General features: G+C 30.2%; 13 protein-coding genes. 2 read left to right on the plus strand and 11 right to left on the minus strand.

Annotated features, from left to right (window positions below):
• Positions 1-87 precede the first annotated feature (87 nt).
• Complete coding sequence (locus MUN68_RS04785; protein WP_249995520.1) at positions 88-651, plus strand: RNA polymerase sigma factor; 564 nt, start codon at positions 88-90, stop codon at positions 649-651.
• On the plus strand, positions 644-1369 hold the full coding sequence (locus tag MUN68_RS04790; RefSeq protein ID WP_249995521.1) for a tetratricopeptide repeat protein: 726 nt from the start codon (positions 644-646) through the stop codon (positions 1367-1369). The genes MUN68_RS04785 and MUN68_RS04790 overlap by 8 nt, the downstream gene beginning before the upstream one ends.
• Here MUN68_RS04790 and MUN68_RS04795 read toward each other — a convergent pair.
• The 11 genes from MUN68_RS04795 to MUN68_RS04845 form a co-directional block, all read right to left on the minus strand.
• Complete coding sequence (locus tag MUN68_RS04795) at positions 1364-4354, minus strand: CHAT domain-containing protein (protein ID WP_249995522.1); 2991 nt, start codon at positions 4352-4354, stop codon at positions 1364-1366. The two genes, MUN68_RS04790 and MUN68_RS04795, sit on opposite strands and share 6 nt — an antisense overlap.
• Before the next feature lie 116 nt (positions 4355-4470).
• Positions 4471-4704, minus strand: a complete 234-nt coding sequence (locus MUN68_RS04800; RefSeq protein WP_249995523.1) for a DUF6095 family protein — start codon at positions 4702-4704, stop codon at positions 4471-4473.
• Entirely contained in the window at positions 4694-5512 is an 819-nt protein-coding gene (murQ, locus tag MUN68_RS04805; protein WP_249995524.1) for an N-acetylmuramic acid 6-phosphate etherase, read from the minus strand. The genes MUN68_RS04800 and murQ overlap by 11 nt, the downstream gene beginning before the upstream one ends.
• Positions 5513-5673: 161 nt before the next feature.
• A complete protein-coding gene (locus tag MUN68_RS04810; RefSeq protein ID WP_249995525.1) occupies positions 5674-6483 on the minus strand; it encodes a DUF4249 domain-containing protein in 810 nt (269 codons plus the stop codon).
• A gap of 9 nt (positions 6484-6492) precedes the next feature.
• On the minus strand, positions 6493-8868 hold the full coding sequence (locus MUN68_RS04815; protein ID WP_249995526.1) for a TonB-dependent receptor: 2376 nt from the start codon (positions 8866-8868) through the stop codon (positions 6493-6495).
• A gap of 70 nt (positions 8869-8938) precedes the next feature.
• Positions 8939-9874 (minus strand): pyridoxal-phosphate dependent enzyme, encoded by a 936-nt coding sequence (locus MUN68_RS04820; RefSeq protein WP_249995527.1) that lies wholly within the window; start codon positions 9872-9874, stop codon positions 8939-8941.
• Between the two features lie 54 nt (positions 9875-9928).
• Complete coding sequence (locus MUN68_RS04825; RefSeq protein WP_249995528.1) at positions 9929-12148, minus strand: NADP-dependent isocitrate dehydrogenase; 2220 nt, start codon at positions 12146-12148, stop codon at positions 9929-9931.
• A gap of 123 nt (positions 12149-12271) precedes the next feature.
• Positions 12272-12844, minus strand: coding sequence for a pentapeptide repeat-containing protein (locus MUN68_RS04830; protein WP_249995530.1), 573 nt, complete (start codon positions 12842-12844; stop codon positions 12272-12274).
• Between the two features lie 706 nt (positions 12845-13550).
• A complete protein-coding gene (gene rplS, locus MUN68_RS04835; protein WP_249995531.1) occupies positions 13551-13901 on the minus strand; it encodes a 50S ribosomal protein L19 in 351 nt (116 codons plus the stop codon).
• A 353-nt stretch (positions 13902-14254) separates the two neighbouring features.
• Complete coding sequence (gene trmD, locus MUN68_RS04840; protein ID WP_249995533.1) at positions 14255-14935, minus strand: tRNA (guanosine(37)-N1)-methyltransferase TrmD; 681 nt, start codon at positions 14933-14935, stop codon at positions 14255-14257.
• A 79-nt stretch (positions 14936-15014) separates the two neighbouring features.
• A complete protein-coding gene (locus MUN68_RS04845) occupies positions 15015-15449 on the minus strand; it encodes a GNAT family N-acetyltransferase (RefSeq protein WP_249995534.1) in 435 nt (144 codons plus the stop codon).
• Positions 15450-15455: the final 6 nt, after the last annotated feature.

Consider the following 15455-nt stretch of genomic DNA (forward strand, 5'->3'; position numbering starts at 1 on the left):
AAAAAAGGTTAACATGAGTTTTTATGCGTTCTTCTATTTTAGTATTTTTAGAAAAACATGTTAACCTTTCTAGTGTTTCTATAACAAATGATTGAACCCAATTTTGAACAATTAAAAATGGCTCTTAAAAAAGGGGATCTAAGGTTGTTGGATACTATATACAGAAACTACAGGTTACCATTTTTTAAGTTTACCAATCATTTTGACCTACCTGAAGAAGATATTACAGACATTTATCAAGATGCAATAATAGCACTACGTGATAATATTGTAAATGGAAAAGTACAGACATTAAATAGTAGTATTAAAACCTATCTATTTTCGATTGGCAAGTTTATGATTTATAAGAAGTTTAAAGCCATAAAAAAAAGTGAAGCTTTTGAACAAGAATATATTTCAGAAGTTGATTTTTGCTTGCCTTTAAATTATAATGAAGATATAGATGTTTTACAGCAACACGTAAATAATTCTTTTGAAGATTTAGGTGAAAAGTGCAAAGAACTATTAAAATTGTTTTACTATGATGGATTAACATTAAAAGAGATTCAAGCTTATTTTAATTATGATAATTATAATGTGGTAAAAAGTCAGAAATCAAGATGTTTAAGGTCTTTAAAGAATTTGGTTTACAAACAAGAACAAAATGGATAAAGAACAATTAATAGCAAATTATTTTTCCAATTGCCTTTCTGAAGAAGAGCAGAAGCTATTTGATAATTTAATAAAAACAGATTCTGATTTTAAAAATAAAGTCGATTTTGAAGTGCGTGTTAATAATGCGATTCATAAAAAAGAACACCAAAAACTAAAACAACATTTTAAAAATTTAGATCATTCTATTAAAAAAGAGAGCAAAACACCAAAAAAAAGAATCTGGTTAGTTGCAGCGAGCATTGGTCTAATAGTAGTATTGACGTTTACATATACTTATTTCAACAAAGAGTATTCGAGTGAAGCCCTTTATGCAAGTTATTATGAGCCAGCAAAAAATATTGTACAGCCTATTGTTAGAAATGAAAATTCTAAAACAGAAAAAGTAGAAGCTTTTATTGCGTATCAAAAAGAAGATTATGTAGAGGCAGAAAAATTATTTAATAAATTATATACTTCTACAGAAGATTCTGAACTATTATTTTACGAAGGTATTTCGCTTTTAGAATTAAATGAAACTGATGTAGCTATTTCAAAGTTTAAGGCACATTTAAAGTATAAAGACGCTGTTTCAGAAATGACACCATGGTATTTAGCATTGGCTTATTTAAAGAATGATGATATTAAGAATGCGAAAATGATATTAACTAAATTCGTTGAAGATACATCTGTAACTTTCAAAAAAGAAGACGCTAAAACATTGCTTAAAAAGTTATGATTTCTTTCTGAAGAAAAAGAAAAGTACAACAACAAAAAGAATAGCAATTCCAAAATATAAATAATTAGAATGACTTACAACTAAAGCATCTGTATTACCAGAAATAATAAAACCTGCCCAATAATATGGATGCTGTAATGCTGTTTCAGGTGTGTTTTTTATATAGTCTAATTTTGCGTTTTTAAGTGCTTCATCTTTAGTGTTCCCTTGTTTTAAATGTTTGTAAAATGCACTCATAATTTTCGACGTTGCTAAATCGTCAACCTTCCATAAACTTATAACAGTACTTGGAATTCCTGTATATGTAAAGGCTCTAGAAATGCTTTGAATGCCTTCACCTTTTTCAAAGTTTCCACTTCCAGATTCACAGGCACTTAAAACCGCTAATTTTGAATTTATGGTTTCATTATACAATTCACTTACCAATAAATTACCATCAGTAAATTCTAAATTTGAAAAATCTGGATTTACATTGTTAATATTAGAGTGCATAGCCAAATGCAAAATGTCATAATGGTTAGCAGCCTTTAAAAAGGCTTCTTTTGTTGTGTTTTTGTATTGCTTTCCAGAAAAATAATTTAATATTGAATTGGTTTCCTTTAAAATACTCGGTAGTTCTGATGATGAATTATTTGTTGAGAAAATTCCAATTTGTAATTCGTCAGTTGTGGTTAGATTATTTTGTTCGTTTAATAACGTTAAAGACGATGCGTAACTTGTATTATAAGTTGAGAAATCGCCTTTAGAAAACAGAGTTTCAAAAGGCAGGTAGTTTAAAATTTCATCAGGAATAATAGTAATATTTTTATGTGTGTTATTCTCTAATAATGGTTGAATAATAGGTTTTAATTTTTCTAAATACTTTGTGCTTTCAGAATTAAAAGTGGATAATGATTTTACATAATTAGAGACGTCTTTTTGTATTGAATTTGAAACGTTTAATGTTTTAAAATCAATGTTAGATTTTGAAATTGTAAAGCAGTATAAATGATTGTCATTTAATATGTATTTTATAACTAGTTGATGTTTATTTAAAGTTTTTCTAAATGTGGAAAGCTTAAACGTATTATAATTTCTATAATAATAATTAGTGTAATTATTTTTTATAACATCTTGTAAATTAGATAGCTCAAGTTTTAAATCTTTAAGTCGTGTATTTAAAGCATCAGATTGAAATTGACTATTTTCATCTTTAGAAAATAATTTATTTTGATAGTAATTGACTAGATTTTTTAAATCGCTTTCTGTATTTAAAATACTGTCTGGAATATTAAGTTTATGTTTTTGTTTATTAAATAAAAATTTTGACCAAGTTAATTTTGAGTTTGAATGTTCTAAAGCTTCAATTGAGGACACTATTTTTTCTTCGGAATATGCAGGAATTAAAGTTTTAATAAGTCCGTTTTCTATGCTTTTATAGGTGTTATATAAGTTTTCATTATATCTTTTCCCCAAATAGAGGCTATTTAAAACATCAGAAGCTAAAAGATATATATTGTGTGATGTATCTAAATGCGATATGTTTTTAGAAATTTGATACCAATTAAAATAAGTTTCAGCTATTAATAATATGCTATTTATGGCTTCAAATGAATCAAAATCCTTTAGTTGATTACTTTTTAATGTCCTTAAATCAATACTATTAGAACCTTCCTTTAATAATAGTTTAAATGCATTTATAAAATATTGATCAGCAGTATTATAATCTCCTTTTCTAGAAAAAATATTGCCGTAATTACTTGTTAAATAGAATTGTTCATGTGCATTATCATGATTGGAATTGATTAAAATGCTTTTTAAAAGTTCTTCGGATTTAAGGTCATATTTTAAGTCCTTATATTTTTCAAAAAGAGCAATTTGATAAGGTATTGGGTCTAAAAAAAATTGTGCTTTGTATGTTGTAGTTAAATCAATGGCTTCATTAAGAAACCTAATAGATTCTTTCTCAGAGATATTTGGTAATTGCGAATTATATGAATATATCAATGCTTCAAACTTTACATCTTCAATAAATTCTCTTGTTGACGATTTTAGCTCATTTTGGGCGAGATCAATATACTTTTTTGCTTTTACATAAGCTTTCTTTTTTAAGTTTAGGTCAATATAATTTGAATATAAATCTAAATATTTATGCCTTCTTTGAAATTTATATTCCGCTTTTTTATGTTTTACCGAATCAATAATAATGTATTGTTTATTTAAATAGGTTTCGGCTAAATTATAATCACCATAATACAAATACCATGATGCTAGTTTTTTATAGGTATTATAAATTGAATTATTATATCTTTTATCAAGTTCTTCCCAATATTTGGCAGATAATAATAAAGAATTTAGTTCTCTGTTTTTAAGTCCTAATGCTTTATAATTATTAGCCAAAACATTATAGTTCATGGCTAAATCTATCTTGTTTTCTTTATGATGTGTTTTGTATAAGGCAATAGATTTATTATAGTATGTTAAGGATGTTTGATAGTCATTTAGTTTCGTGTTTATATAGCCTAAATCGTCTATTATACGCAATATTTTAATGTGTTCTTCTGGTAATGTATCTTGTAATATTATTAAATTTTCTTTAGCCTCGACCAAAGTCATTTTCCAATTTTGAGTATAACCATATTGATGATAAATACGATTAGCAATTTGATATTTAAACCAAATACTTGGATTTGAAGACGTGTTGAGAATTTCTCTAGCTTTTATAGAATATTCTAATGCTTTTGTGTGATTTTCTAAACCACCATAACCTTCATGAATACATGATTTTGTGAAATTCCATTTGGCTTCAATATGTTTTTTATAATTTTCAGAATGGTTTGTTTCTTCTAGTGCAAGTGTTCTATATGGAAGAGATTTTAAATATTGACCACTGTTTTCTTCGAGTGAATCTGCAATTTTGGTGTTGCTAATTTTTTGTTGAGCAAAAGAGGTGATGCATAAAATACAGCATATTAAGAGACTACTTGATTTTTTTAAAATGGACATTAAAGCATATTAGAACCTTTAAAGTAGACAATTTTATTTATTTCTAATAATTTATAGTTGTAAACGTTTAATCCTAAACAATTTAAGAACTTCTTTGTATATGAAATTAACGGAAGCTATTTTTTATTAAACATACTATCCATAATTGTCTTTAACCCCTTAAAGGCGAAGTAAATTGCTAATCCGCAAATGAAAATACCGATAATTAATAAAGGAATATAAAGCGGTTTTTCTTCATTAGAAAAAGCAACATAAAGTAGAGTAGGACCTAGAAACATTAATACTAATGTAAGTCCCATTGTTTTAATCCCCTTATATAGTATGTCTTTATCTGTTCTTTTAGTTTCCATTTTTGAAGCTTTGAATTGCAGAACGTACATTTTTATGTTGTTCTAATAATAATTCTGCCTCAGTTTTATCAATGTTAAGCTCTTTTATTAGCATTTTAATTCCACGATCTACAAGTTTATTATTACTAAGTTGCATATCAACCATTTTATTACCTTTTACTTTATTAAGTTTAATCATAGTGGATGTTGAAATCATATTCAAGACCAGTTTTTGAGCAGTTCCTGCTTTCATTCGAGAACTTCCAGTGACAAATTCTGGTCCGACAATAACTTCTATTGGATATTGTGAAACATTAGATAATGGGCTATTTTGATTACAAGTTATGCAGCCTGTAATTATATTATTTGAATTGCATTTCTCTAATGCTGAAATCACATAAGGTGTTGTGCCAGAAGCTGCAATACCAATTACAACATCATTTGAATTTATATCATAACTTTCTAAGTCTTTCCAACCTTGAGAAGTTGAGTCTTCAGCAAATTCAACAGCTTTTCTAATTGCTGTATCACCTCCAGCGATTAGACCAATAACTAAATCGTGAGATACTCCAAAAGTTGGAGGACATTCTGAAGCGTCTAAAATACCAAGTCGTCCACTTGTGCCAGCTCCAATATAGAATAAGCGTCCACCTTTTTTTAGTTTAGTTACTATGTGTTCTACTAGTATTTCAATTTGTGGAATTGCTTTTTCTACAGCTAAAGGAACGGATTTATCCTCGTTGTTCATGTTGGTCAATAATTCATTTATAGTCATTTTTTCTAAATGATTATAATTTGAATCTTGCTCAGTGGTTTTTGTGAATGTCATAGTGTAAAAATAACTAAATTTTTCTACTGCGTTAGTGATAGAAGTGACATCCTTTTTGAGTTTTTTCTCAAAAAGATACAACGAATAGCACGACGCTTTGATTTGTTTTATCAAAGCGTAACGCCCAAAATATTATAGATATAATACTTTTTTTATTTACTCTACTCGACTGTATAAACCAATTCTACAACTTCTGACAGTCTAAAATAGCCAAGAGGGAAATTATCAGGATTGGTTTGATTAATACAGTTGCCTCTAACTGTAGAAGGTTGAGTTTCAAATCCGCCTCCACCACTTTCTATTTGTTGGAGTAAAATAAACATGAATTCATAAAAACGTTCTGAAACACCATGGTTTCTAATAATCACTGATTGCCCTGAATCTAAATCTTCTTCAATATATAATCCGAAAATTTCATTACCATTTACAAATTCATCTTTAAAAGTGTCTAAGGTAGGAGTCACTGGTAAGCTAGGAGTGTATTCAAAAAAGTAATAGTTTTCCTCTTCTCCTGGATCATTAAAAAAAGCTTTTATCTCTGTTTCATTACCAGAAAATCCACCTTCTAAATTTTGCTCAACACGAGTTATTTCATTAACGGGTTTAAGTGTTTCTGTAGCAAAATATGTTTCACCATTATAAATTACCGTTAGATTATATACTCCGTTAATTTCTGGTATAAATGCATTATTTTCATAGATTCCTGTATTCTCATTTTCTATGAATTCAAAAACATTATTGTTACTATCGGTAATATTTACAATAGCACCATTTGCAGGAGGAACTTCAAGATCAAAATATGGAGCTGTTAAGCTCAATCTAATACTTTGTTCATTTCCGCTAGTGTTTTTAATCCAATCTATAGATGCATCAATAACTAATTTTGGTTCTGAAGTAGGTAATTCTAAATCAATTACATCTTCGCAAGAATATGCGAAAAATAGGAGCGTTATGTATATGAGTTTTTTCATTTCTAAAATTTAAAATTTAAAATTATAAGATATAGATGGTACAATTCCAAATATTGCCAGTCTTAGAGCTTCATTTTTAGATGTGTCTCTGTTCTGGCTAAAGCTAATTGAAGCTGCATTTCTTCTATTATAAATATTGTAAACACCAAAAACCCAATGACCTCTAAATCCAGTTGTTTTATTTGGTTTTGGTGTGTAATTAACAGATAAATCTAGGCGATGATACGTTGGTAATCTATATTCATTTCTGTTGGTATAATTAGGTATTCTAATGCCATTATATTCATATTGACTATTTGGATAGGTTACTGGCTGACCTGTTTGAAACAAAAAATTTGCATTAAATGTCCATTTTTTGTTAAATTCATAGCTTCCTGTAAATGAGATGTCGTGAGTTTTGTCATAAGGTGTATTGTACCATTCACCATTATTTATGCCAGTTTCATTGGGTGTTCTTCCTTTTGTTTGTTGTTCAGATTTTGAAAGTGTATATGCTAACCAACCTGTAAATCGTCCTTCATTTTTTCTTAAAAGTAGTTCTAAACCGTAAGCTCTAGCTTTTCCATTTAAAATAACTTGTTCAATTGCATCATTTGCAATTAAGTCTGCCCCATCGATGTAATCGATTCTATTTTTTACAGTTTTATAAAAGGTTTCAAATTCTAATGAGTATGTGTTATTTGAAAAATTGCGGAAGTAACCTATTGCGTATTGGTCTAATATTTGAGGTTTTGCATATTTTCCACTTGGTGTCCAAACATCTAAAGGCGTAGGTGAATTTGAATTAGACAGTAAGTGTAAATATTGCGTCATTCTATTGTAACTTCCTTTAATAGAAGATTTGTTATTTAATTGATATGCTAGAGCTAAACGAGGTTCTATATTATTAAATGTTTCAATAATATCACTGCGATCAAATTTTTCGGTACTAATAGGTTCGGCTTTTTCGTAAATTTGAAGTTGGTCATTAAAGATTACGGCTTTGTCATTTGTATAGACATTTAATTCATCTTGACCTAATCTTAGAAAATTGCTGTATCTCAATCCGTAGGAAGCTGTTAATTTGTTACTTAATTTATGTTCGATATCAAAATATAAAGCATTTTCTAAAGCATATTTATCAATTAACTTTTGTTTATTTATTCCTGAATCACTATTGGATGGCTCTATTTCACCAGGATTAAATTTATGATATATACTATTTATACCATATTGTAATTTTACTTTATCGGTTAGGTAATGTTTAAGATCGTATTTTAAGTTGAAATTTCTTATACCTGAATTCCAATCAAATCCTATAAGGTCTAGGTTTAAGCCATAGTAATAGTCTGAATAAATTAAGGAAAGATTAGAAAATAATTTATCTGAAAACAGGTGATTCCATCTGAAATTTAAAACGGTATTACCATATGTGTTTTTAAAACTATCATTAAGACTAAACACATCACGCCCAAAATAGCCAGATAAATAAATATTGTTATTTTGGTTTAGTTTATAACTTAATTTGGTATTCAAATCATAAAAATATGCAATGTTGTCTATATCGAAAAGCGGTAGAAATAGATGTGCATAAGATGCTCTTCCTCCTAATAAAAAGGAGCCTTTTTGTTTTTTTAGAGGACCTTCAACTAACAATCTACTAGACACTAAACCAATTCCTCCATTAGCATGAAACTCATTACTATTTCCTTCCTTTTGATAAATATCTAAAACAGAAGAGACACGTCCACCATATCGCGCAGGAATTCCCCCTTTATATAACCGCAAATCTTTAATAGCATCTGGATTAAATACTGAAAAGAAACCGAACAAATGCGAAGAGTTATATATAATGGCTTCATCTAAAAGTATTAAGTTTTGATCTGCTGAACCACCTCTAACATTAAATCCAGAAGCGCCTTCACCTGCAGTAGTAACTCCTGGCAACATTGTAATTGCTTTTATAACATCTGCTTCACCTAATACAACTGGAATTTGTTTAATTGTACTTGCTGAGAGCGCGTTAACACTCATTTGAGGTTTTCTAATATTTAGTTTTTCAATATCTTCTGTTATGATAACTTCATCTAATGATTCAGTCGTTTCAATTAAACTGAAGTTTTTAGTTGTATCCGAAGTTAAATCAATTGTTTTAACAATATTCTGAAACCCTAAATAACTAATTACTAATTTGTAAGTGCCAGACGGAAGAGTTATGGAATAAAAACCATACTCATTGGTGATACTTCCTGTTTGTTGATCGGGAAATAAAATATTAACGCCAATTAATGTTTCATTACTGCTTTGATCAGTAATAACACCACTAAGTGTGTATTTTTCTTGAGCTAAAAGACCTAATGGGCTTATTAAAAATAAGAGTAGAATTACTCTAAGAGGAAATTTCATGATTTGTGATTGATTTATTTGATTGATGAATTATACTTAGGTTAAACGAATGACTTTAATTATTGTTACACTAAAAGGGTAAATTATTTACATCTACATTTCCTCCAGAAATTATGATGCCAATTTTTTTATTCTTGAATGTCTCTTTTTCTTTTAATACTGCTGCAAAAGCAACGGCACTTGAAGGTTCAATAATTATTTTCATACGTTCCCAAATGAGTTGCATGGCTTCAATTATTTCAGTTTCAGTTACTCTTATAATTTGCTTTACATGTTCTTTTATAATAGGAAAATTGTGAGATCCTAACTGAGTTCTTAATCCGTCAGCAATTGTATTTGTGGTGATATTGGTTTCAATTTTCCCACTGATAAGAGAGCGATAAGCATCATCTGCTTCAATAGGTTCTCCTCCGAATACTTTGCAATGGTCAGAAAAATAAGTTGCAGCTAACGCTGTTCCTGATATTAATCCTCCACCACCAATTGGACACATTATAAAATCAAGATTTGAATGTTCTACAAGCAATTCTAATCCAGCAGTACTTTGACCAATAATAACATCAAGGTTGTTTGAAGGATGAATAAAGGTTGCTCCAGTATCATTCGCTATTTGGTCAGCTTGATCTTGTCTGGCTTTTATGTTTGGTTCGCATTCTATAATTTTTCCTCCATATTCTAAAACTGCATTTTTTTTGACTTGAGGAGAATTAGAAGGCATAACGATATAAGCCTTTATATTTAAATTTTTTGCTGCAAGTGATAGTGCTTGGGCAAAGTTTCCAGACGAATGTGTGACGACTCCATTTTGCTGTTCTGCTTTTGAAAGTTGCATGATGGCATTAGTAGCACCACGTATTTTATAAGCTCCTGCTCTTTGGAAATTTTCACATTTAAAATAGAGTTCTGTACCTACTAGTTTATTTAAAAGGCTAGAAGTGAGTATAGGCGTTTTATGAATATAAGGCCTAATTCTTTCATAACAATTAGTGAAGTCCTCTTTAGTCATATAGAGCTATTAAAAAAAAGAGACCATTCTTTAATGGCCTCTTTAAGTCAGTTTTTATTTCAAAATGTTATTGAATGTATCACTAGGTCTCATTGCTGTAAATGTGGCTACTTCATTTGGCAAGTAGTAGCCACCAATATCCATTGCTTGACCTTGAACCGAATTTAATTCGTCAACGATTTTTATTTCATGAGTTTGTAAGTCTTTAAACACTGGTGCAAATTCATTTTTTAAATCTAAATCTTGTGTTTGATTTGCTAAAGCTTCAGACCAGAATAATGCCAAATAGAAATGACTTCCTCTGTTGTCTAGCTCATTTACCTTTCTTGAAGGCGATTTTCCATTGGCTAATAATTTTTCAGTGGCATCATCTAAAGTTTCAGATAATACTTTTGCCTTAGTATTATTGTTTACGTCTCCAAAATGTTCTAGAGATACTGCAAGTGCTAAAAATTCTCCTAAAGAATCCCAACGTAAGTGATTTTCTTTAGTAAATTGATCTACATGTTTTGGTGCAGAACCACCAGCACCAGTTTCAAATAAACCTCCACCATTCATTAAAGGAACAACCGATAACATTTTTGCACTAGTTCCTAATTCTAAAATAGGGAACAAATCTGTTAAATAATCACGTAAAACATTTCCAGTTACAGAAATTGTATCTTTTCCATCCTTAATACGAGCGAGTGTAAAATGTGTAGCTTCAATAGGAGACAAAATTCTGATGTCTAAACCAGACGTATCATAATTTGGTAAATATTGATTTACTTTTTTAATCAATTCTGCATCGTGTGCTCTTTCTGAATCTAACCAGAAAACAGCAGGTGTTTGTGAAGCTCTAGCTCTAGTGACAGCTAATTTTATCCAATCTTGAATCGGTGCATCTTTTACTTGGCACATTCTCCAAATATCTCCAGCTTCTACTTCATGAGACGTTAAAATATTTCCAGAAGCATCAATTACTTGAACTGTTCCGTTTGAAGCAATTTCAAATGTTTTGTCATGAGATCCATATTCTTCAGCCTTTTGAGCCATCAATCCAACATTTGGAACGGTTCCCATTGTTGTTGGATCAAAAGCTCCATGCTTTTTACAGAAATCAATAGTTGCTGCATATAATCCTGCGTAACTACTATCTGGAATTACAGCTTTAGTATCTTGTTGTTTGCCTTCAGCATTCCACATTTGTCCTGAAGTACGAATCATGGCTGGCATAGATGCGTCAATAATTACGTCACTAGGAACATGAAGATTAGTAATGCCTTTATCAGAATTTACCATAGCGACATCAGGAGCGTTAGCAAAAGCAGTTTTGATATCTGCTTCAATTTCTAAACGTTTTGCTTCAGGTAATTCATTTAATTTTCCGATTAGATTGCCAAAACCATTATTGACATCAACACTTATACTTTCGAAAGTTGCATTATGTTTATTAAATACATCTTCAAAAAATACACGAACAGCATGACCAAAAATAATTGGATCTGAAACTTTCATCATCGTTGCTTTCATATGTAATGAAAACAATACATTGTTGTTTTTTGCGTCTTTAATTTCTCGTTTAAGAAAATCTAATAACGCTTTTTTACTCATCACTGAAGCATCAATAATTTCACCTTCAAGTAAAGGCGTGCTTTCTTTTAATGTGGTTGTTGTTCCAGAAGCATCGGTATGTACAATTTTCACATCTATAGCATTTGAAACTGTTACAGACTTTTCAGTATGACAAAAATCACCATGAGCCATAGTTGCAACATGTGTTTTAGAATCTGAAGACCATGTTCCCATAGAATGCGGATTCATCTTTGCAAAATTCTTAACGGCTTTTGGAGCACGTCTGTCTGAGTTGCCTTCACGAAGAACAGGATTTACTGCGCTTCCTTTTATTTTGTCGTAGCGAGAACGAATTTGTTTTTCTTCAGTTGATTCAGGTTCATCTGGAAAATTTGGCAACTTGTAACCTTGAGCTTGTAATTCTTTAATGGCTTCCTTTAATTGAGGAACCGAAGCACTAATATTTGGTAATTTAATAATGTTTGCTTCTGGTAATTTAGCCAAATCTCCTAATTCTTTTAAGGCATCAGGAACACGTTGATTTTCAGTTAAAAATTCTGGAAAAGTCGCTAAAATCCTTGCGGCTAATGAGATGTCTCTAAGTTCTATATTTATTTCAGAAGAAGCGGTAAATGATTTTATTATTGGTAACAACGAATGTGTTGCTAATGCTGGTGCTTCGTCTGTTTTTGTGTAAATTATTGTAGGAGTATTTGCCATAAGAAGTTTAGAATTTATTTTAATCTGAATTGCCTAATTTTTAAGCCTAGCAAATATACAAATAAACTAATAGTTAATAAAGTGAAATGTTATAATGAACATAGAGGAAAAGCACATACAGAATCATTCTATATTAATTTGATATGTATTTAATAATCCTAAAGCATTCTCTTTTGAAAAACTAGCATTTTTAATCCGATTTGTTTCGGGATTGATTGTCAAATTATACGATGTTTTAAAATCTACTTTTTCTAAATTAGTGTTATCAAAAACGGCTTGATAAAGATTGCATTCTATAAATTTTGATGCACTCAAATCGGCATTTGTGAAATCTGTTTGTTCCAATTTACATGTGTTAAACATGGTTGCTTTAAGTTTCAAATTAAAAAAAGAGGCTAGATTTAACTGACAATCATTAAAAGTGATGGTTAATAAAAAAGCATTGCAATCATGAAAAGGAAATCCTAATAATTTGCAGTTGTTGAACACAACATCATTCAAAGTTGTGCCTTTAGTCTTTACCATGCTTAAGTTGCAATCGATAAACACACATTCTAAAAAACTAATGGAACTCAAATAAGATTCTGAAAAATCACAATTTATAAACGTGCAATTATCATATTCACCTTTTGGTAAAGACGTAGAAGTATAGGAGACACCAGTAAAGGTTTTATCGTTTATAAAATTGAGATCCATATAATGTGACTAGATTGCTAAAAGTACTAAAAGGGAAGTATATAAAAAAAACAAAAGCCATATCACTGTAGCAAAACTACGTTGACATGGCTTTTTTGATCTAGTGTTAACATGACCTATTTAACATTGCTGCTAAAATTGAAATCGCTGAATTTACATTCCCACATTTCATTTCGGTTCAAGCTTTACTATCTCAATGAAACATTTCATAACTTTCAAAATGTATTGACCTGTTATTACTTTGTTTCGGTTTTAACTGATTTTCTTGATCTCTTTTTCACTATCTGTTCGTTTTCACGTTGGACGTTTCTAAGACATTGCTCTTCCTATTCTCATTTGCTTTCGCTCCTGTTACTTTTTCCAAGCTTTCCACTTTTCTTTTTGTCAACTGCCTAAACATTCAACACCTTTTAAAGCTTCATGATTTTTTTGGCTAACACGCATACACCTGCGACTCCAAAATCTCAAAAAACAATTAATATAAAGAACGTTACTTTATTGCAATTTAACATAAATTCAAAATTTAATTCAAAACCAAACAATGTTTGTTGTTAATTGTTATGCTAAATTATGATTTTGTTTGTGATTTTCAAATACCTACAGACTTTAGATATTCACATTTTATGAACCGAAGTTATTAACAAAAGTTCATAACCAAAAAAGCCTTGACATTGTCAAGGCTTTAATTCTATATCTAATTAGAAAATTATCTTCTAACTTCCTTAATTCTTGCTTTTTTACCTGTAAGGCCTCTAAAGTAGTAGATTCTTGCTCTTCTAACTTTTCCTCTTTTATTAACTTCAACTTTTTGAAGTGCAGGTAAGTTAACTGGGAAGATACGCTCTACACCAATAGTTCCAGACATTTTTCTAATTGTAAATGTTTCTGAACTACCAGAACCTTTACGTTGTAATACGACACCTCTAAAAAACTGTGTACGTACTTTTTCTCCTTCTCTAATTTCGTAATACACTGTAATTGTATCACCAGCTCCAAACTCTGGAAAATCTTTTCTTGTTACAAATTCGTCTTGTACAAATTTTACTAAAGAACTCATCTTTTTATATTTATATAAATTATTCCAAACCAACATTCACGATTTTCGCCAGAGGTTAATCCAAAAGTGGCTGCAAAGATAATTAAAAAGTTTTAAGTAGAACGCTAAAAGATAAAAGTTTTTAGAATTTGATTTGGGTGTTCCCTTTTGCTCATGTTTACTAGGTTTTTAATCATAATTGGATGGCAAAAGGTCAGGCTTTCCGCAGTCGCTCTCTGCGAGGAGCTTCAACAATGCTGCAATCCTTAACACAGATGCATTAGTGTTTAAGGTAAAAGGGATTCTGTGTTATTTATAATAATATTTAATGATGAAATATTATTTTCTTATGCCTTTTAACTTACTATTTTGCCTTATTCATCATCCAACAAATCAGGACGACGTTCTTTAGTTCTTAAATACGCTTGCTCTTCTCGCCATTTTTCTATTTCAGGAAAATTACCACTAAACAAAACTTCAGGGACTTTCATACCATCATATTCTCTAGGTTTTGTATAAATAGGAGGTGCTAATAATCCATCTTGAAACGAATCGGTTAGGGCAGAAGTTTCATTGCCTAACACACCTGGAATTAATCGGATCACTGCATCACATAGCACAGCAGCTCCTAATTCGCCTCCAGACAATACATAATCTCCAATTGAAATTTCTCTAGTGATGAATTTATCACGTACACGTTGATCTACACCTTTGTAATGTCCGCAAAGAATAATCATATTCTTTGTCATTGAAACTTGATTAGCGATGCTCTGATTTAAACGTTCACCATCAGGCGTCATATATATGATCTCGTCGTAGTCTCTTTCAGATTGTAATTTTGTAATGCATTTATCAATTGGTTCTACCATCATGACCATTCCAGCGCCTCCACCAAATTGTGTATCATCAATGGCTTTGTAACCACCTGTTGCAAAATCACGTAAATTATGAAAATGGACACTTACCAATTTTGCTTCAATTGCACGTTTTAAGATTGAGGCTTCAAACGGACTTTTGATTAATTCTGGTAATACGGTTATGATGTCTATGCGCATTAGTTTTGTTTATAGTGTGCAAAGATATGTGAATTGGGTGGTTTAAAGAAGCGCAAGTTTGGAGACTTTTTGATCTTAATTAACACTTCCAAAAAAACTGTAAATCTGTATCCTTAACAAAACCTAAACGTTCATATAGATGTTGCGCTGGATTATCAAATGCTGTTTGAATTGCTAAACCCTTTTGGTTTTCATCTTTGCATAATTGTTTTGCTTTATTAATTAAAGCTTCACCAATGCCTTTATTTCTATAGTTTGAGTCAACATATAAATCGTTTAACAAATACATAGGTTTCATAGATACAGAAGAAAACAATGGATATAATTGAGTAAATCCGACAGTTTTGTTATTAATTGTTGCTATATAAATGACAGATTTCTCTTTTTTTAAAAGTTCTTTTAAAAATGTATTTGCGTCATCTAGGTTAGATTCTTGTTTATAAAATACACGATAGGCATCAAATAATGGAACTAACGTCTCTAGATTTTTATATTTTGCTTGGTATATGTTCATGAAAAT

Source organism: Psychroserpens ponticola, from assembly GCF_023556315.2.
GTDB classification, from domain to species: Bacteria; Bacteroidota; Bacteroidia; order Flavobacteriales; family Flavobacteriaceae; genus Psychroserpens; species Psychroserpens ponticola.